Genomic DNA, 18,771 nt, shown 5'->3' on the forward strand with positions numbered 1-18,771 from the left:
ACCAGGGCTCGGAGATGGCCGCGCACGGGGCGTTCACCACCGCCACCGACATCCCCGTCTACTTCTGCGACCCGGCCAGTCCCTGGCAGCGCGGTTCCAACGAGAACACCAACGGGCTGCTGCGCCAGTACTTTCCCAAGGGCACCGACCTGTCCACGCACTCGCCCGAGCACCTGGACGCGGTGGCCGTCCAGCTCAACGGGCGCCCACGCAAAACGCTCGGCTGGGACACCCCAGCCGAGCGCCTTACCGAGCTGCTCCACACAAGCAACTGACCTTCTGTGTTGCAACGACCCCTAGAAACCGCCCCCCCACGGCCCGGGCCCCGTTCCGTGTCGGCGGCCCCGCACCGGCGGATCTGTGATGATGGACCGGTCACGGTCGCCGACACGGAGGAGAGCCGTTGCCCCCGCACACCCTGGCCGAGCGCGTCGAGCGGCTCCGGTGCCTGGCCGAGCGCGACCCCCGGATCGAGGGGGTGCTGCTGTACGGCTCCTGGACCACGGGGGAGGCCGACGAGCACTCCGACATCGAGGCCTACCTGTACGTCCGGGACGCCGCGGACTTCGACGGCCGGGAGTTCGTGGCGCGGATCGCGCCGTTGCGCCTGGCCTGCGTCAACATGTTCGGCATCCTGGCGGTGGTCTTCGACGACCTCATGCGCGGCGAGTTCCACGTGGAGCCGGCGGGGGCCGTGGAGGAGGTCCGCTCCTGGCGCGGGTCGGTGCACCTGCCCGACCCGGGGGCCGCGGTCCTGCTCGACCGGACGGGGCGGCTGACCGAGGCGGCCGGCGCCCTGGCCGAGCCCCTGCGGCCCGACCCGGCCGCGACCGCCCAGAGCGGCGCGGACGAGCTGGTGGTGTGGACCCTCATGCTCACCGACCTGCTGGCCCGCGGCGAGGTCGCCCGCGCCCACGGCCTGCTCAACGCGATGATCGCCCCGCAGCAGCTCAAGCTCCTGCGGCTGCTGCGCGGGTCCACCGACCACTGGCTCACCCCGAGCCGGGGACTGGAGCGGGACGTCCCCGCCGCCGACCTGGCCCGCTACCGCGCGACCACCGGCCCGGCCCTGCCGGAGGAGACCCGGGCCGCGGCCCGGGAGAGCTGGGCGTGGACCCGCGACCTGGTGGCCGAGGCCGCCGCGCGGTGGGGCGTCACCCTCCCCGCCGACCTGCACGAGGCCGTCACCGGCCGCCTGGCCTGAGCCCGTACGCGACGGCGCCCGCCGTCCCGGGGGACGGCGGGCGCACGGGTCGCCGCGTCTACGCGCCGACCGCGTAGGGGCTGCGCGCGATCAGCGCGCCGTCCCGGTCGGCCAGGGCGCGCTCGACCGCGGCCGCCACCCGGTAGGTGCGGTCGTCGGCCAGCGGCGGGGCCATGATCTGCAGGCCCACGGGCAGCCCGTCCTCCGGCGCCAGGCCGCACGGCACCGAGAGCGCCGCGTTGCCCGCCAGGTTGGACGGGATGGTGCACAGGTCCGCCAGGTACATGGCCATCGGGTCCTCGGCGCGCTCGCCGATCGGGAACGCGGTGGTCGGCGTGGTCGGCGAGACCAGCACGTCCACGTTCTCGAACGCCGCGTCGAAGTCGCGCTTGATGAGGGTGCGCACCTGCTGGGCGCTGCCGTAGTAGGCGTCGTAGTAGCCGCTGGACAGCGCGTAGGTGCCCAGCATGATCCGCCGCTTCACCTCGGGGCCGAACCCCTGGGCCCGGGTCAGCGACATGACCTCCTCGGCGCTGCGCGTGCCGTCGTCGCCCACCCGCAGTCCGTAGCGCATGGCGTCGAACCGGGCCAGGTTGGACGAGCACTCGCTGGGCGCGATGAGGTAGTACGCCGACAGGGCGGCGTCGAAGCTGGGGCAGGACACCTCGACGATCTTGGCGCCGAGCGACTCCAGCAGCTCCAGGCTCTCGTGGAAGCGCTGCCGCACCCCGGCCTGGAAGCCGTCGCCGTCCAGCTCCTTGACCACGCCGACGCGCAGGCCGTCGATCTCGCCGCGGCGGGCGGCCTCGACCACCGGCGGGACGGGGGCGTCGATGGAGGTGGAGTCGCGGGGGTCGTGCCCGGAGAACGCCTCCTGGAGCAGGGCTGCGTCGAGCACGTTGCGCGCGAAGGGGCCGGGGGTGTCCAGGGAGGACGCGAACGCGATCATCCCGTACCGGGAGGAGCCGCCGTAGGTGGGCTTGGCGCCGACCAGGCCGCACACGGCGGCGGGCTGGCGGATGGATCCGCCGGTGTCGGTGCCGGTGGCCAGGGGCGCCTGGAACGCGGCGACCGCGGCGGAGGACCCGCCCGAGGACCCGCCGGGGATGCGGTCGGTGTCCCACGGGTTGCGGGTGACCTGGTAGGCGGAGTTCTCGGTGGAGGAGCCCATCGCGAACTCGTCCATGTTGGTCTTGCCCAGGATGACCAGCCCGGCCTCGCGCAGGCGCGCGGTGACGGTGGCGTCGTAGGGCGGGTGCCACCCCTCCAGGATCTTGGAGGCGGCCGTGGTGGGCATGTCCTTGGTGGTGAACACGTCCTTGTGCGCGACGGGCACGCCGGCCAGGGGCCCCTGCTCCTCGCCCGCGGCGCGGCGGGCGTCCACGGCCCGGGCCTGCTCCAGGGCGGTCTCCCGGCGCACGTGGAGGAAGGCGTTGATGTCGCCGTCCACGGCCTCGATCCGGTCCAGGTAGGCGGTGGCGGCCTCCTGTGCGGAGACCTCGCCCGCCTTGATGGCCGCGCCGAGCTCGGCCGCGCCCAGGCTCACGATGTCGCTCATGGCTACTCCTCCTCCCCGAGGATCCGCGGGACCCGGAAGCGCTGCTCCTCCACCGCGGGGGCCCCGGACAGGGCCTGCTCCGGAGTGAGGCCCGGCCGGGCCTCGTCGGGGCGGTGGACGTTGGTCAGCGGCAGGGCGTGCGAGCTCGGCGGGATGTCGCCCGTGGCGACCTCCTGCACCTTGGCCACGGCGGTGAGGATGTCACCGAGCTGGGCGGCGAGCGTGTCGAGCTCGCTCTCGTCGAGCGCCAGCCGCGACAACCGGGCGAGGTGCGCGACCTCATCGCGGGTGATGGCGGTCATGAGTGACTAACCGTTTCTTCGGCGGACGGGCTAACCCGTCAATCCTATGGCTCCCCCACCGCTCCCGGTGCCGGTACACCGAGGCCCGGGCCGCCGGGCGCGGCCCCCGCCCCGGGCCGGGGGCTCCCCCGGTGCGCGGCGATCCAGGCGGGGACGTCGCGGGCGGGCATGGGGCGGGCGAAGTGGTGGCCCTGGGCGGCCTGGCAGCCGGTGTCGCGGGCCGCCTCGGCCAGGGCGCGGGTCTGCACGCCCTCGGCGGTGGCGCGCATGCCCAGGGCGTTGACCAGGGCGATGGCGGCGCGGACGACGGTGGGCCCGTTCCCGGTGCCGTCGGTGAGGCGGGCGGTGAAGGAGCCGTGGATCTTCACCTCGTCCAGCGGCAGCCCGGCGAGCTGGACCAGGGTGAAGTGGCCGGTCCCGAAGTCGTCCAGGGCCAGGCCCACCCCCAGTCCGCGGAGCCGGTGGACGGCGGCGGTGGCCGCGGCGGTGTCGGTGATGAGCGCGCTCTCGCCGATCTCCAGCACCAGGCGCTCGGGCGGGATGCCGTGCTCGACCAGGGCGGAGGCCACGGTGTCGGGCAGGTCGGGGTGGAGGAGTTCGCGCACCCCCAGGTTGACCGAGACGGGCAGCATCACCCCCTGCTCCCGCCAGCGCGCGGCCCGGGCCAGGGTGATGTCCAGGACCTGCCCGGTGAACGCCCGGAACAGGTGCGACTCCTCCACGACCGGCATGAACTCCCCGGGGCCGAGCAGCCCCCGCGAGGGGTGCCGCCAGCGGGCCAGGGCCTCCAGCCCGACGGCGTGCCCGTCGTCCAGGCTGACCTTGGGCTGGTAGTGCATCTCCAGGGCGCCCTCGGTGAGCCCGCGGCGCAGCTCGCTGAACAGGCTGAGCCGGGCGGTGGAGTTGCGGTCCTTGCCGGGGTCGTAGGACTCCACCCCTGAGCGGGCGGACTTGGCGACGTACATGGCGACGTCGGCGCGCTGCATGAGGTGCGCGAAGTCGACGGCGTCCTCGGGGTGCAGCGCGATGCCGATGCTGGCCTCCAGGTCGAGGTCCATGCCGTCGAGGCGGACCGGCTCGCTGAGGGCGCCGCGCAGCCGGGAGGCGACCTCGGCGGCGGCCTCGGTGTCGCGGATCTGGGGCAGCAGCACGGCGAACTCGTCGCCGCCGAGCCGGGAGACGAGGTCGCCGGGGCGGACGCTGTGGCTGAGCCGCCCCGCGACGGTCTGGAGCAGGCGGTCGCCGGTGGGGTGCCCCAGCGTGTCGTTGACCTCCTTGAACCGGTCCAGGTCGAGCAGGAGCAGGCCGACCCGGCCGCCGCGCCGCCGGGCCGCGTCGATCTCCTGGTGGGCGCGCAGGGTGAGGAGTTTGCGGTTGGCCAGGCCGGTGAGCTCGTCGTGGTTGGCCTGGTGGTCGCGCTTGACCGACAGCAGCGCGCTGGAGTGCAGGGCCAGCAGGGGTAGGGCGAACAGCGGGATGTACAGCACCGAGTGGGTCGCCGCCACGACGACCAGGGGTGCCAGGGCGATGAGGACGGCGTTGATGCGCGCCTGGCGCCCGATGCCCTTGTACATGACCTGGGGCAGGGAGACGCGTTCGTGCATGGCGACGGCACAGGTCACCAGCACCCGGTTGACCAGGAAGTAGGCGGCCCCGGCCAGGCCCACGGCGACGAGGTCCTCCCCCGCCGGGAACCACCCGGTGGCGCGCAGCGGCGGCAGGGCCAGGCGCAGGACGGCGTCGGCGGCGCCCAGGGCCAGGACGTACTGGGCGGCGTTGAACGCGGTGCGGTGGGCGGCGTGGCCGCGGGCGAACCCGGCGACGAGGGTGGCGGCGGCCTGGACCGGCCCGGCCAGGGGCAGGCCCTGGAAGATGACCAGGGCCAGGGAGAACGGGAGCGAGGTGGGGGCGCCGTCGCCGGGGGACTGCCCGGGCACGGCGATGGGGCGCAGCTCCCCCAGGACGACCATGGCGAGCAGGGCCCAGGTGAGGGGCTCGACGGCGTACCGGAACACGGCGGGGCCCGCCCACAGCAGGGCGGCGGCGAGCAGGAGCGTCCCGGCGGCGACGGTGCCCGCCATGTACAGCCAGAGCGGGGTACCGGCGCGCGGGCCGATGTCCCTGGTGCCGTGGGGATCTCTCATGCGTGCCGTCCTCATGAGGGGGACGCGGAGACCGGCGGTGCCGCCGCCGCTCCTGATGGTTCCGGCCTGCGGGAGCGGTCACCCCTCACATGACCGAATCCCGGGTTCGGTGGCGCCCGATTTCCGGGGCACACTGTCCACCTTACGCCGCTTCGTCACCAAGTGTCGCCTGTCCGGGACTATCAGTTAACCAAGACGCGGGGCGATTGTGCCGCGAACCGGGAAAAAGATACGGCGGCCCGGAACGAACCCCGCCCCCGCACGCCCGCCGGGCGGGCGTGCGGGGGCGGGTGCTCCCGGCCGCCGTATCCTGCGTGTCGCCTGCGCGTGTCACTCCCGGTCGGCGGCCTCCGGTGCCGCGGCGGGCTCCCCGGCGGGGGGCTCCGCGGACGCCTTCTCCCCCGCGTCCGCCGCCCCGTCCCGCGGCTCCTCCTCGGGCGGGTTGATCCGCAGCTTCTCGGCGGCCTCGGGGCCGGCCTCCAGCAGCACCCGGAACCCCTGCTCGTCGAGGATGGGCACACCCAGCTTGACGGCCTTGTCGTACTTGGACCCCGGACTGTCGCCGACCACCACGAAACCGGTCTTCTTGGACACCGAAGCCGTGGACCGACCGCCGCGCTCGGCGATGGACTCCTTCGCCCCGTCCCGGGTGAAGCCCTCCAGCGAACCGGTGACCACCACCGTCACCCCGTCCAGCACGCCCGAGATGGCCTCGTCGACCTCGTCCTCCATGCGCACCCCGGCCGCCGCCCACTTGGCGACGATCTCCCGGTGCCAGTCGACCTCGAACCACTCCCGGATGGAGCGGGCGATGGTCGGGCCGATCCCGTCGACCGCGGCCAGCTCCTCCTCCGAGGCCGCCCGGACGGCGTCCATGGACCGGAAGTGGCGGGCCAGGTCCTCGGCGGCGCGCGGGCCCACGTGCCGGATGGACAGCGCCACGAGCACCCGCCACAGCGGCCGGGACTTGGCGTTCTCCAGCTGCTCGAACAGCTTCTCCACGGTCTTCTTGGGCTCGCCCTTGAGGTTGGTGAAGAACGAGACGACCTTGGGCTCGCCGGTCCTGGGGTCGGTCTTGGGCTCGGAGGTGTCGGGGTCGAGCACGTACGTGCGGATCGGCAGCAGCTGCTCGACGGTGAGGTCGAACAGGTCCCCCTCGTCCTGGAGCGGGGCCCGGGCCGGTTCCAGCGGCTGCGTCAGGGCGGTGGCGGCGACGTACCCGAGCGCCTCGATGTCCAGGGCCTTGCGTCCGGCCACGAAGAACAGCCGCTCGCGCAGCTGCCCGGGGCAGGACCGGGCGTTGGGGCAGCGCAGGTCGACGTCGCCCTCCTTCTGCTGCCCCAGCGGCGTGTCGCACTCGGGGCACGTCCGGGGCATGGTGAACGCCCGCTCGGTCCCGTCGCGCTTGTCCGTCACCGGGCCGACGATCTCGGGAATGACGTCGCCGGCCTTGCGCAGCACCACCGTGTCGCCGATCAGCACGCCCTTGCGCTCGACCTCCTGGGCGTTGTGCAGGGTGGCGAACTCGACCTCGGACCCGGCCACGACCACCGGCTCCATGACGCCGTACGGGGTGACCCTGCCGGTGCGGCCCACGCCCACCTTGATGTCCACCAGCCTGGTGGTGACCTCCTCCGGCGGGTACTTGTAGGCGATCGCCCAGCGCGGGGCGCGGCTGGTGGAGCCCAGCCGCCGCTGGAGCGCGAAGTCGTCCACCTTGATGACGATGCCGTCGATCTCGTAGGCGGGCTCGTGCCGGTGCTCCCGGTAGTGGGCGACGTACTCGTGCACCTCGTCCATGGTGGACACGACCTTGTAGCGGTCGCTGAGCGGCAGCCCCCACTCCCCGAGCAGCGCGTACGCCTGCGACTGGCTGGTGAACACCACGTCCTCGGAGCCGGCGGCCCGGGTGTAGGCGCCCACCCCGTGCACGATCATCGACAGCGGCCGGGTGGCGGTGACCCGCGGGTCCTTCTGCCGCAGCGACCCGGCGGCGGCGTTGCGGGGGTTGGCGAAGGGGGTGTGCTCACCGGTCTCGGTGATGCGGCGGTTGAGCGCGGCGAACGCCTCCACCGGCAGGAACACCTCGCCGCGCACCTCCAGCAGCTCCGGAGCCGGGCGCACGCTCTCGTCGAGCCGCTCGGGCACCGCGCCGATGGTGCGGACGTTGAGGGTGATGTCCTCGCCCACCCGGCCGTCGCCGCGGGTGGCGGCGCGGACGAGGCGCCCCTTCTCGTAGACCAGGTCCACCGCCAGGCCGTCGATCTTCAGCTCGCACAGGTAGGCGCCCACCGGCACCTCCGCCGAGGCGCGGTCCGCCCAGGCGTTGAGCTCGTCGAAGTCGAACGCGTTGCCCAGGCTCTCCATCCGCACCAGGTGCTCCACCGCGGCGAAGTCGACGCTGATCGGGGCGCCGACCTTCTGGGTGGGCGAGTCCTGGGTGATGAGCTGGGGGTGCTCCTCCTCGATGCCGCGCAGCTCGGCCATGAGGGCGTCGTACTCGGCGTCGGAGACGATGGGGTTGCCCAGGTAGTAGCGGTAGCTGTGGTCGTCCAGCTCCAGGGACAGCTCCCCGTGCCGGTCGCGCGCCTCGTCGGGGATGTCGGTGGTGTTCTCGGGCGCCACGTGGCCGCCTTTCCGTCTCGTGCTCGACTACGGCCTGCGGGGCTCGTCCCGGAGGACCCTGGCCCCGTCCCGGACGGCCTTGAGCGCCGCCCGGGCGTGCTGGGGGGAGGCGCCGGCCAGACCGCACGCGGGGGTGGGGACCACCGCGCGGGCCAGCAGGTCGGGGCCGAACCCCAGCCGGTTCCACAACTCGCGTACGACCTCGACGCTAGTCGCCGGGTCGGACATTCGGGCCTGTTCGGAGGGGGTGGGGTCGGCCCCCGGGACGACGCCCAGCAGCAGGCCGACACCGGCCTCGACGGCGGTCCCGAGCATGTCGTCGTGGCGGCGGTCGAGCAGCCCGGCGTCCAGGCTCAGCGCCCGGGCACCGCTGCGGCGCAGGAGGTTCAGGGGCGCGTCGGCGGAGCAGCAGTGGGCGGCGGGGACCGCGCCGGCCGCGACGACGGCGTCGAACAGGGTGCGCAGCACCTCCTCCACCCGGACCCGGTCCACGGCGCGCACCCGGCCGTAGCCGCTGGCGGTGGGCAGGGCGCCCAGCAGGACGGCGGGCAGGGAGGGTTCGTCGACCTGGACGAGGAGGCGGGCGCCGGGCACCCGCCTGCGGACCTGCCCGATGTGCGCGCGCACGCCCTCCAGGTGGGAGGCGGCGAGGTCGCGGTAGGCGCCGGGGTCGGACGCCATGCGCTGGCCGTTGCGCAGTTCGACGGAGGCCGCCATCGTCCAGGGCCCCGCGACCTGCACCTTGAGCGCGCCCTCGTAGGAGTGCGCGTGCTCGGCCAGGACGTCGAGGTCGCGGGAGAGGAAGCCCCGGGCGCGGTGGAGGTCGCGGCCCCCGGTGTCGGCGGCGCGCCAGCCGCTGGGCTGCACCTCGACGGGGAACTCCACCAGGAGTCCCGCGGTGCGCCCGATGAGGTCCGCGCCGACGCCGCGGCCGGGCAGTTCGGGCAGGTGCGGCAGGTCGGGGAGTTCGCCCAGCACGGTGCGGACCGCCTCGTCGGGGTCCTCTCCGGGCCAGGACCCGACGCCGGTGGAGGAGGCGGCGGGCCAGGGGTAGGGGTGGTGTTCGCTCACATCGCCCAAGGTTAGGGCAACGCGGGGCCGGGGAGCGGTACGGCGCGGCGGCCGGGCGGGGCCGGGCGGCGGGTCAGGCGGTGGCGGTGCGCTCGGGAGCCGGGTCCGCGCCGGTCCGCTCAGGGTCGGGGGCGCCGCCATCGGAGGCGGCCTCCCCGTCGGCCGCGTCCCCGGGGGCGGGGGGTTCCTCCCCCGGCTCCCGCGGCGCCTCCGCGGAGCCCGAGCCCCGGCGGCGGCGCAGCACGACCATGGCGGTGACCAGGGCGGCGCCCGCGGCGAAGACGCCGACGGCGGTCCACGGCGAGTCCAGGAAGAGTTTCAGCCAGGTGCCGACGAGCCCCGCGATGACCATGCCCCACAGGCCCGCCCAGGCCAGGCCGCCGAGGAAGACCGCGGCGAAGTAGCGCGGGAAGCGCATCCGCACCACGCCGGCGGACAGGTTGATGGCGGTCTGCATGCCGACGGTGAAGAAGCTCAGGGTGACCACGGGCGCGCCGTAGCGGTCCACCAGGTTCTTGGCCCGCTCCAGCCTGGGCCCCAGGCGCGCGCCCACGCGGCTGCGGTTCACCCCGGCGCCCAGCCCGCGGCCGATCCAGTACGTCGCGGGGGCGCGCAGCAGGATGACGACGAGGAGGGTGAAGTAGACGACCCAGAAGGGTTGTCCTTCGAGGAAAGCGAACTGGGGCATGGACGGGTCTCCCAACCTTGACCCCCTGAGTTTGCATTGCCTTACCTAACCCGGGCAAGGGGCGAAGGTCGGAAAGTGACGGAAAAGCTGTCCTATTTTGCCCGTTTCGCCCGATGAGTGGTGAGGCTCACGCCCTCGCTCACCCGCAGGTCAGGCGGACACGGCGGAGCGCGACGTCGCCGAGATCGTCGCCGACCCCAGCACCGTGTCGCCCCGGTCGCCGTCGTAGACCACCACCGCCTGCCCGGAGGCCACCCCCGCGGCGGGCTCGGCCAGCCGCACCACCAGCTCGGGGCCGTCGGCGCCGTCCCGCTGGCGGACCGTCGCCCGGTACACCTCGCCGTGGGCGCGCAGCTGCACGTGGCAGTCGACGGGCTCGGCCGGCGGCTCCGCGCCGCTCCACACGGGGCGCACCCCGGTGATCCCGTCCACCAGCAGCGCCTCGCGCGGGCCCACCGTGACGGTGTTGTCCACCGGCTCGATGGACAGCACGTAGCGCGGGTTCGGCGCGCCGCCCAGGCCCAGCCCCTTGCGCTGGCCCACCGTGAACGCGTGCGCGCCCCGGTGCGCGCCCAGCACGTTGCCCTCCTCGTCCAGGATCTCCCCGGGCCGCTCGCCCAGCCTGCGGTTGAGGAACCCGGCGGTGTCGCCGTCGGCGATGAAGCAGATGTCGTGGCTGTCGGGCTTGTCGGCCACCGACAGCCCGCGGCGCTCCGCCTCGGCCCGCACCTCCTCCTTGGTGCAGTCGCCCAGCGGGAAGACCGCGTGTCCCACCTGCTCGGAGGTGAGCACGCCCAGCACGTACGACTGGTCCTTGGCCGCGTCGACGCTGCGCACCAGGCGCCCGTCGACCTTGCGGACGTGGTGGCCGGTGGCGACCGCGTCGAAGCCCAGGGCGACGGCCCGGTCCAGCACCGCCTCGAACTTGATCTTCTCGTTGCAGCGCAGGCAGGGGTTGGGGGTGTTGCCCGCCCCGTACTCGGCGACGAAGTCCTGCACGACCTCGCGGTCGAACTCCTCCGACATGTCCCACACGTAGAAGGGGATGCCGATCACGTCGGCGGCCCGGCGGGCGTCGTGGGAGTCCTCGACCGTGCAGCACCCGCGGGCGCCCGTGCGGTAGGACTGGGGGTTCTTGGAGAGCGCCAGGTGGACACCGGTCACGTCGTGGCCCGCCTCGGCCACCCGGGCCGCGGCCACCGCGGAATCCACCCCGCCCGACATGGCGGCCAGTACACGCAAAGTCATAGTGGTTCCAGAGTATGCGCCCCGGGGGGTGTGCGGGGCGGGGTGGTCGTCCGCTTCTGCGAAAATCGACCCATGGCTCTGTTCCGTCGTCGCCGCTCCAACGACACCACCGACTCGACCGCCGCCATCTCCGCGTTCTGGGAGGCCTGGCCGTCCCTGCGCGCCCCCCTGGCCGAGGCCGCCGAGGAGGACCGACCGGCCCCCGACGAGGCCGCCGAACGGGTGACCGCACTGGTCAAGGCCCTGCACCCGGACCTGGACTGGGAGGTGGGCCCGGCCCCGGCCTCCCCCAGGCCGGACCTGACCGACCTGGACCTGTCGATGGACGTCGACCCCGACGAGCTGCTGGAGCGGCTGGCGGCGCTGGACGACCCGGGCTCCCTGGCCGAGCCCGCCGCCCACGCCCTCACCCTGCGCCCGGGCTCCTCCGACGACGCCCGCATCCAGTCCGAGCGCTGGTCCCGCTCCGCCCCGGGCGACGACGCCTGGCGTTTCCTCCCGGCCAGACCGGCCGACCACGAGGGCCTGGGCCGGACCGTGCGCTGGGAGGGCCACGAGCTGGACCTGTCCCACGTGTCGGTGTCGATGCACGTCGACCGCGCGACGGGCCGGATCCGGGTGGGGGTCTACCACCCCGACAACATGTTCCTGCCCGAGGAGGTCCGCCGCTCCCTGGCCGACCACGTGGTGCTGCTCGCCCTGGGCGAGGACGACGTCGTCCGCTACATCGGCGAGGTGCGCCCCCTCGACGAGTCGCCCATGGACCCCCTGCCGCCCACGGCCATCCCGTCGACGGTCCGCCAGATGGTCGACATGATCGGCGGCGGCGAGGGCGGCTGGGTCACCCTGCACGGGACCGGCCCGGGCCGCGGCCGGGTGACCTTCTCCGCGCGCCACCCCCTGACCCGCCGCGACTTCCCCGCGCTCACCCTGGCGGTGCGCGTGATCGTGCCCTACGCCGAGACCTCCGCCGACGGCACCCCGGGCGAGTCCTCCGCGATCGCCCTCCAGGAGCTGGAGAACCGGCTGAACCGGGTGCTGGGCGACGACGGCGCGATGGTCATGCACCAGACCGTGCCGGGCCGCAGGGACGTGTTGTTCTACCTCGACCCGGACTCGGGGGTGCTGTCCCGGTTCGAGGAGGAGCTCAAGGGCTGGGCCGAGGGCGACCTCAAGCTCAGCACCCAGCTGGACCCGGGCCGGAGCGTGTTCGCCGGCCTGCTGCGGCCGTACCGCTCCTTCTTCAAGCGCTGAGCCCGTCGGCCGGGTCCCGCCGCCGGTCCTCGGGCACCCGCGGCCGCAGGCCCCCGGCGGCCGGGGCGCCCTTCCGGTCCGGGGCCGGGAGGGCGCCCAGGCGGCTCAGTCGCCGCGCTCGGCGATCTCCTTGACCGCGGCGAGCCTGCGGTCCCAGGACTCGGCGACGCGCTGGAGGTCGCGGCCGAGCTCGTCGAGCCGGGAGCCGACCGGCCGGTGGAGGACCTCCCGCCCGCTCCGGCTCGACTCCACCAGGCCCACGGCCCGCAGCACCTCCAGGTGCTTGCCGACCGCCTGCCGGGTGACGGGCAGCTCCGCCGCGAGCGCCGACGCCGAGGCGGGCGCGCGGCCCAGCCGGACCAGGATCTCCCACCGGGTCGGGTCGCCCAGGGCCGCGAACACGGTGGCGGTGGCCGCGCCGCCGCTGTCCCGCCCGCTCACCCCCGGGCCCCCGCCAGGTGCTCCGCCAGGGCCGCGAACCCGCCCTCCCAGCCCTCGGCCTCGGTGCCGGCACCGTCCGACGCGGTGCCGAACCGGGGGTCGAGCGCGGCGAACCCGGTCTGGGCGACGGTGACCAGGGAGCCCTTCCCGGAGGGGCGCACCTCCAGGACGACGAGGGTGGAGGTGTCGTCGGCGGGTTCGGCGTCCGGCTCGGCGGCGATGCGGTAGGCGAACCGGTGCGGGGCGTCGGCCTCCACCACCCGCCCCCGGAAGGTGCCGTGCTCGTCCCAGCGCAGCGTCATGGGGGCGCCCGGCTCGGGGACGAAGTCGGCGCCGCCGAAGGCGTACCAGGCGGCGAAGTGCCGGGGGGTGGTGACGACCTCCCACACCCGTTCGGGCGGGGCGTCGACGTGGACGGCCCGGTGGACGGCCCCCGGGTCCAGGTGGTCGCGGGCCGCGGCGAGTTCGATCCGCCAGCCCTCGGTGTTCTCCTCCAGGCGGCGGCGCCGGTCCGCCTCGGTGCCGCCGAGGGTGTGGAACCCGCTCTCGACGACGGTGAGCCGCACCCCGCCGGGGCGCTCGTCGAGGTGGAACTCGACGAGGGTGGAGGCGTCGGTGGCGGCGTCCAGCCAGCGGAACGCGGCGTAGCGGTGCGGGTCGAGCCTCTCGGTGCGGAACCGGAAGTCGCCGTGCACGGGGTCGTGGACGACGTCGACGTCTCCGTCGCGGTCGACGGCGTGGTCGATGACCGCCCCGTCGTTGATGAACCAGCCGGGCCGGGTGACCAGGGCCCAGACCCGTGCGGCGGGGGCGTCGACGTCGATGGAGCGTTCGACGCGGTCGGTGTCGCTCATGGTGTCCTCCTCCTCGAAGTGCAACCTCAGAGTTGCACTCTGAGCGCCGATGCGCAACCCCCGGGTTGCACCGAGGCGTCGGCGGCCCTCCGCGCGACACCGGCCCCGGCCGCACCGCACGCGCCCCGAATGTCGCAGGGGCGGGGCAGGATGGCGCCATCGGCACGGCGCACCGCCCGGCGGGTCCGGACGCGCGCCCGGAGAAAGGACACACCCATGTCGTTCCAGGCGTACCTCGACGCGATCGAGACCAAGACCGGCCTCACCCCGCGCGAGCTCGTCGCCCTGGCGCAGGAGCGCGGCCTGGCCTCCGCCGACACCAAGGCCGGCGAGATCCTCGCCTGGCTCAAGGAGGACCACGGCCTGGGCCGCGGCCACGGCATGGCCCTGGTGCACGTGATCAAGAAGGGACCGAAGATCGACGCGAAGCACGTCGGCTCCGCCGGCTCCCACCGGGACGACTCCGACACCCTCTGGCTGGACGGCAGGGCCACCCGGCCCTGACCCTCCCCCGCGGGCGCCGGCACGCGGACGCCGGCACGGGGCGGGCGCCGCGGCAGAGCGCGGGCGCGGCCGGCAACGGCGCGGTCACGGGGTGCGGCCGGCCCCGCCCCGGGAGCGCCGGTCCACATCGCGGTCGGCGGCCAGGGCGCCGTGGACCATGGACGCGACCAGGGCGCGCACGCCCGCCTCGTCGAACGCCCCCACCGGTCCGGTGACCAGGGTGAACAGCGCTCCCCCGTACAGCGTCGCCAGGGTCGCGACCGCCTCCTCCGACACCGGGGTCCCCAGGGCCGCGTGCAGCGCGGCCGTCTCGGCGACCGCCGCCCGCTCCAGCCGGCCCAGCACCCGCTCCAGGGCGGGCCGCCGCCGCGCCTCCATCCGGAGTTCGAAGATCGCCAGGTAGCGGCCCCGCAGCGCGGTCGCCGCACCCCACAGCGACGCGGCGATCATGTCGACCAGCTCGTCGGGCCCGGTCGGCCCGGCCCTTCCCTCCGTCGCGGCGGCCACGTCCGCGAAGTGCAGCTCCAGCACCCGTTCCGCGGCGGCCACCAGCAGCGCCTCCCGGCTGCGGAAGTAGTTGGTGGCCGTCCCGGCGGGAACCCCGGCGCGGGCCTCCACCGCCCGGTGCGTCAACCCGTGCACGCCCTCCTCCACCAGCAGCGCGATCGCGGCGTCGGCGAGCGACCGGCGTCGGCGCAGGTTGGCGGGTGGCATGGGGCCGAGTATAGGGCTCCCCGGCCTACCACTACCATCGTATTGAACGGGGTCCGCGCACCACCGCGGCCCCGGACCACGAGGAAGCGGAGGCGGTCATGGGACGACTCACGGCGACGGTGGTCGGCGGCGGCATCGCGGGGATGGCCGCCGCGACGGCGCTCGCCCGGGCGGGGTGGAGCACGACCGTGCTCGAAGGCCGCGGCGGCGGGTCCGAGGTCGGCGCGGGCCTGGCCACGACCCGCAACGGCGCCGCCGCGCTGCGCGCCCTGGGCCTGGACGACGGCCTCGTCGGCTCCCTGGGCCACGAGACCGTCGCGACGGGCTTCCGGGACACGGCGGGCCGCCCGATCCTCCTCATCCCCGACGACCTCGAAGAGGTGCGCCGGACCGTCACCGTCCAGGGGTTCCACCGCCGGCGGCTGCACGCCGCCCTGGAGCGGGCCGCCCGCGACGCGGGCGCGGAGGTGGTCCGGGGCGCCCGGGTCAGCAACCTGACCGCCGGGACGCCCGGCGGGCCGCGCGCCACCGCCTCCTGGCGGGACCCCGCGACCGGCGCGGTGCTGTGCGCGGAGTCGGACCTGGTCGTGGGCGCCGACGGGATGTGGAGCGCGGTGCGCGGCGTCCTCTTCCCCGGGGTGGTCCCCGTGTACAGCGGGAGCACCAGCTGGCGGGCGATCGTCCGGGACACCGGGCACGACGGGAGGCTCGCCGAGTACTGGGGGCCGGGCGCGGAGTTCGGGGTCGTGCGGGTGAGCGGTGACGAGCTGTACTGGTACGGCTACGTACGCGCCCCGGAGGGCGCGGCGGTCCGCGACGAGCACGCGACGGCCCTCGCGCGGTTCGCCGGGTGGGCACCGGAGGTCACCGCCCTCATCGAGCGCACCGACCCCGCCGACCTGATGCGGCACGACGTCCACCACCTGCGCGGCGGCGTGCCGGCCTACGTCCGCGGACGGGCGGTACTGGTGGGCGACGCGGCGCACGCGGCGCTGCCCACCATGGGCCAGGGCACGGCGACCGCGCTGGAGGACGCGGTGGCCCTGGGCGACCTGGTCGCGGCCCCGGTCGCCGGCGGCGGGGACCAGGCCGCGGCGCTGGCGCGGTTCGATGCCGTGCGCCGCCCCCGGTGCCGGGCCATCGCACGCCAGGCCGAGGCCGTCGCGAAGCTGGGCGCGGACCTGGGAGGCGGCTGGCGGCAGACGGCGCGCAACGCGCTGCTGCGCAGGGTGCCCGCGCGGACGCTCGCCCGGGCGGGGGCGTGGTTCGTGGACTGGGAGCCGCAGGCCCCGGGAGGCCGGACGGCCCGCCCCTGAGCGCCGCCGGGAGGCGTCCGGGGCGGCGGACGCGGGTAGGAAGGGTCATCGGGCGGGACGGAAGGCGCGAGGGGGGCCGATGAGCGGTGACGCGGGCCGGGAGCGGGCAGGGCGGGCCCGGCCGCTGCGCGGGGTCGGCGGGCTGAGCCGCGCCGAACTCGACGCGGCGCGCGACCGGCTGCTGCCGGACGTGCTCGCCGAGGGGATGCGCGTGGTCTTCTGCGGGGTCAACCCGGGGCTGACCACGGCCGTGCGCGGCCACCACTTCGCGGGGCCGGGGAACCGGTTCTGGCCCGCACTGGCCCGGGCGGGGTTCACCCCGGAGGTACTGCCCCCCGAGCGCGAGGGCGAGCTGCCGGGCTGGGGGCTGGGGCTGACCAACCTGGTGGCCCGGCCCTCCCGCGGCATCGAGGAGCTGACGCCGCAGGAGTACGTCCGGGGCGCACGGGTGCTGGCGGAGAAGATGCGCACCTGGAAGCCGGAGTGGCTGGGGGTGCTGGGTGTGACCGCCTACCGCGCGGCGTTCGGGGCGCGGACCGCCCGGGTGGGGCCGCAGGAGGAGATGGTCGGCGGCGCCCGTGTCTGGCTGCTGCCCAATCCGAGCGGGCGCAACGCGCACTGGACCCCGCAGGCCCTGGCCGGGGAGTACGCCCGTCTGCGCGAGGCCGCGGGGCTGCCGGACCTGTCGCCGGGACCCTGAGGCCGTCTACCCCTGGAGCACCCGGCGCAGCCGCAGCTCCAGCTCCCGCGCATCGCGCCCGCGCGAGCGCAGGGCGGTCCCCGCGTACAGCGCGGCCATGCCCAGCGGGGCCAGGGTGACGAGTCCGATCACCCCGTTGGCGTAGAACACGGCCATCGCCCCCACCGCCGCGGCGCAGGCCAGGTAGAGGGACACGAAGACGCCGAGGTTGCCCCAGCGCATCCGCCCGGCGATGCGCGTGCCGCCCTGCGGCCCGGCCTCCGGGCGCAGGCGGGCGCGCAGCACACCGTCGGCGGCCAGGCGCCCGGAGGTCAGGTACCGCGCGGTGAGGCGGTCCCCGTCCACCCGGATCCACAGGCCGCGGTGGCGGCCGCCGCGGAACGGCTCGGCGCGCGCGGCGACGTCCTGGGGGGCCACGCCGGGCAGGGGGAGTTCGAACACCTGGGAGAACACCGCTGCATCCTAGACCGGGCCGCGCGCGCCCCCGCGCGGCGGGGGCGCGGGAGCGGGGGCGGCAGCGCCCGGGGCGTGTGCAGGGCCCGGCCCGAGAACGCGGCACCGGCCCGGCACACACCGACGGCCCGGTCGGTTCGAGGCGGGAATTGCGGACCACGCCCCGGGGCGCCCGGGTGCCGGAAACCCCTCTTTCCTCCGTCGTTCGCCGAAAACCGGGACGGGGAAAGCGGGCGCCGCGAGGCGGAGCCGTCAGCGGTCATTCGGCGAGGGAAAACCATTCCGCCTCGTTCGCCCAGGCAGGAGCCTCGCGAGGGCTTTCCCGAGAAAAACCCCTAAACTCACCATTCGAGCATTCTGAAACGCCTGTTCCTCCCACGCGCACCCCGAGCCGCCGTGGGCACCGATCGCCCCGCCCTCCAGCGCGAGCGGCCCCGGGCCCCCCTCCGGAGCGCCGGAGCCCTCCACCGCGAGCGGCGCGTTCCCGCGCGCTCCCGGGTCCGCGTCCCGTCCCCCGCCCGCCGCCGCGCCTTCGCCCACCAGGGCGGCGACCGCCCCGGCGGCACCCGCTCCCGCCGCCGGACCGGCGCCGGCCCCCACAGGGGGTTCGGGACGGCCGTCCGGCGGGACCGGTCCCGCGTGGCCGTCGGCACCGCCCCCGCCCCGCTGCTCCCGCAGCATCCGGTCGAGCCGCTCCACCTGGGCCCCCAGCCGTTCGAGCCGGGCCATGACCGCCTCGTGCTGGACGGCCTCCAGCTCCTGGTCCTCCTCCCAGCGCTCCTCGTTGACCTCCTGCTCCATGGCGGTCACGATCACGCCGATGACCAGGTTCAGCATGATGAACGCGGTGAGCACGATGTAGATCACGAAGAACGCCCACCCCAGCGGGTGCTCCTGGAGGACGGCGTCCGACACGTCCGGCCAGTTCTCCGTGGTGAGCAGCAGGAACATCGTGTACAGGGACACGCCCAGGTCGCCGAAGAACTCCGGCACGTCCTCACCGAAGAGCTGCTGCGCGATGATCGCGGAGGTGTAGATGGTGACCAGCAGCAGCCCGATGACCGTGCCCATCCCGGGCACCGACTTGAACAGCGCGGTGATGATCACGCGCATCTGCGGAACGGCCGTGATGACCCGCAGGATCCGCAGCACGCGCAGGATGCGCAGCACGGAGAACGGCCCCGTGGCCGGGACCACGGATATGAGCACGATCAGGAAGTCGAACCAGTTCCACGGTTCCCTGAAGAAGGACCCGCGCCACGCGTAGAGCTTGAGCGCCATCTCGACGACGAAGACACCGACGAACACCTGCTCCGCCACCAGAAGATAAGGAAGGGCGGAACCCCCATAAGTCGCCCATCCCAAAACCCCCGCATTGGTCAGGATCACCAACAGCATCACGTTGGAGAACCACTGGCCCTCCACCACCCGGGCGACCTGTTCTCTCCCCAATGCGCCCTTCCCCTCCCCCATTCCACCGCCGATTCGGGCAGTGGCCACCCACATATATCAAAGGCATCCGAACCGCTCTTCGGCACGCCTCCCCTGGCGGCCTCCGGCGGTTCCCTCCCGTACCGTTCCGCTGCCCGGCACGGCCCGGAACCGGCCGCCGGAACACGGGCCGGGGCGGTCCGCCCCGGAGCATCCCCACAGGTCGCCGCCGGCGGTGTGCCCCGCCGGGGGCGCGGGCCTCCG

Annotated in this window: 17 protein-coding genes and 1 pseudogene; 6 read left to right on the plus strand and 12 right to left on the minus strand. The window is 74.8% G+C overall.

Going from position 1 to position 18,771, the window contains the following annotated elements; translation table 11 throughout:
* Both BUE45_RS31510 and BUE45_RS28590 read left to right on the plus strand, forming a co-directional pair.
* Positions 1-275, plus strand: a 275-nt coding sequence (locus BUE45_RS31510) for an IS30 family transposase (protein ID WP_143173512.1), incomplete at its 5' end; no start/stop codon positions are given.
* 128 nt (positions 276-403) lie between these two features.
* Entirely contained in the window at positions 404-1,204 is an 801-nt protein-coding gene (locus BUE45_RS28590; RefSeq protein ID WP_073384034.1) for a nucleotidyltransferase domain-containing protein, read from the plus strand.
* A gap of 58 nt (positions 1,205-1,262) precedes the next feature.
* On the opposite strand, the gene gatA is transcribed toward BUE45_RS28590, so the two are convergent.
* From gatA to mnmA, 7 genes are all read right to left on the minus strand, one after another.
* A complete protein-coding gene (gene gatA, locus BUE45_RS28595; protein ID WP_073384035.1) occupies positions 1,263-2,762 on the minus strand; it encodes an Asp-tRNA(Asn)/Glu-tRNA(Gln) amidotransferase subunit GatA in 1,500 nt (499 codons plus the stop codon).
* 2 nt (positions 2,763-2,764) lie between these two features.
* Positions 2,765-3,064, minus strand: a complete 300-nt coding sequence (gene gatC / locus BUE45_RS28600) for an Asp-tRNA(Asn)/Glu-tRNA(Gln) amidotransferase subunit GatC (RefSeq protein WP_073384036.1) — start codon at positions 3,062-3,064, stop codon at positions 2,765-2,767.
* A gap of 44 nt (positions 3,065-3,108) precedes the next feature.
* On the minus strand, positions 3,109-5,208 hold the full coding sequence (locus BUE45_RS28605) for a putative bifunctional diguanylate cyclase/phosphodiesterase (protein WP_084738051.1): 2,100 nt from the start codon (positions 5,206-5,208) through the stop codon (positions 3,109-3,111).
* A 330-nt stretch (positions 5,209-5,538) separates the two neighbouring features.
* On the minus strand, positions 5,539-7,833 hold the full coding sequence (gene ligA, locus BUE45_RS28610; RefSeq protein WP_084738054.1) for an NAD-dependent DNA ligase LigA: 2,295 nt from the start codon (positions 7,831-7,833) through the stop codon (positions 5,539-5,541).
* 27 nt (positions 7,834-7,860) lie between these two features.
* Positions 7,861-8,913, minus strand: coding sequence for a methionine synthase (locus BUE45_RS28615; RefSeq protein WP_245833524.1), 1,053 nt, complete (start codon positions 8,911-8,913; stop codon positions 7,861-7,863).
* 64 nt (positions 8,914-8,977) lie between these two features.
* On the minus strand, positions 8,978-9,592 hold the full coding sequence (locus BUE45_RS28620; protein ID WP_073384038.1) for a DedA family protein: 615 nt from the start codon (positions 9,590-9,592) through the stop codon (positions 8,978-8,980).
* Positions 9,593-9,742: 150 nt separating this feature from the next.
* Positions 9,743-10,840: a tRNA 2-thiouridine(34) synthase MnmA gene (gene mnmA / locus BUE45_RS28625; RefSeq protein ID WP_245833526.1), complete on the minus strand. Its 1,098-nt coding sequence runs from the start codon at positions 10,838-10,840 to the stop codon at positions 9,743-9,745.
* 72 nt (positions 10,841-10,912) lie between these two features.
* On the opposite strand from mnmA, the gene BUE45_RS28630 reads away from it, so the two are divergent.
* Complete coding sequence (locus BUE45_RS28630; protein WP_073384040.1) at positions 10,913-12,094, plus strand: DUF695 domain-containing protein; 1,182 nt, start codon at positions 10,913-10,915, stop codon at positions 12,092-12,094.
* A 105-nt stretch (positions 12,095-12,199) separates the two neighbouring features.
* Here the strand turns inward: BUE45_RS28630 and BUE45_RS28635 are convergent, their stop codons facing one another.
* Positions 12,200-12,535: an ArsR/SmtB family transcription factor gene (locus tag BUE45_RS28635; protein WP_073384041.1), complete on the minus strand. Its 336-nt coding sequence runs from the start codon at positions 12,533-12,535 to the stop codon at positions 12,200-12,202.
* Positions 12,532-13,389 (minus strand): SRPBCC domain-containing protein, encoded by an 858-nt coding sequence (locus BUE45_RS28640; protein WP_073384042.1) that lies wholly within the window; start codon positions 13,387-13,389, stop codon positions 12,532-12,534. Before BUE45_RS28640 ends, BUE45_RS28635 begins: the two co-directional genes overlap by 4 nt.
* A gap of 216 nt (positions 13,390-13,605) precedes the next feature.
* On the opposite strand from BUE45_RS28640, the gene BUE45_RS28645 reads away from it, so the two are divergent.
* Positions 13,606-13,893: a DUF4287 domain-containing protein gene (locus BUE45_RS28645; protein WP_073384043.1), complete on the plus strand. Its 288-nt coding sequence runs from the start codon at positions 13,606-13,608 to the stop codon at positions 13,891-13,893.
* An 84-nt stretch (positions 13,894-13,977) separates the two neighbouring features.
* Here the strand turns inward: BUE45_RS28645 and BUE45_RS28650 are convergent, their stop codons facing one another.
* The gene (locus BUE45_RS28650; protein WP_073384044.1) at positions 13,978-14,607 is read right to left on the minus strand and encodes a TetR/AcrR family transcriptional regulator; all 630 of its coding nucleotides are present in this window, start codon (positions 14,605-14,607) and stop codon (positions 13,978-13,980) included.
* 98 nt (positions 14,608-14,705) lie between these two features.
* Here BUE45_RS28650 and BUE45_RS28655 point away from each other — a divergent pair, with 98 nt between their 5' ends.
* On the plus strand, positions 14,706-15,923 hold the full coding sequence (locus BUE45_RS28655; protein WP_073384045.1) for an FAD-dependent monooxygenase: 1,218 nt from the start codon (positions 14,706-14,708) through the stop codon (positions 15,921-15,923).
* Positions 15,924-16,002: 79 nt separating this feature from the next.
* Positions 16,003-16,623, plus strand: a complete 621-nt coding sequence (mug, locus tag BUE45_RS28660) for a G/U mismatch-specific DNA glycosylase (RefSeq protein ID WP_084738057.1) — start codon at positions 16,003-16,005, stop codon at positions 16,621-16,623.
* A gap of 6 nt (positions 16,624-16,629) precedes the next feature.
* Here mug and BUE45_RS28665 read toward each other — a convergent pair whose 3' ends face one another.
* Both BUE45_RS28665 and BUE45_RS28670 read right to left on the minus strand, forming a co-directional pair.
* A complete protein-coding gene (locus BUE45_RS28665; RefSeq protein ID WP_073384046.1) occupies positions 16,630-17,076 on the minus strand; it encodes a hypothetical protein in 447 nt (148 codons plus the stop codon).
* A gap of 591 nt (positions 17,077-17,667) precedes the next feature.
* Positions 17,668-18,549 (minus strand): annotated as a pseudogene (locus BUE45_RS28670) (ion transporter); the annotation flags it as partial.
* Positions 18,550-18,771: the final 222 nt, after the last annotated feature.

Origin of the sequence: Nocardiopsis flavescens, from assembly GCF_900141985.1 — a bacterium.
Classification (GTDB): domain Bacteria; phylum Actinomycetota; class Actinomycetes; order Streptosporangiales; family Streptosporangiaceae; genus Nocardiopsis; species Nocardiopsis flavescens.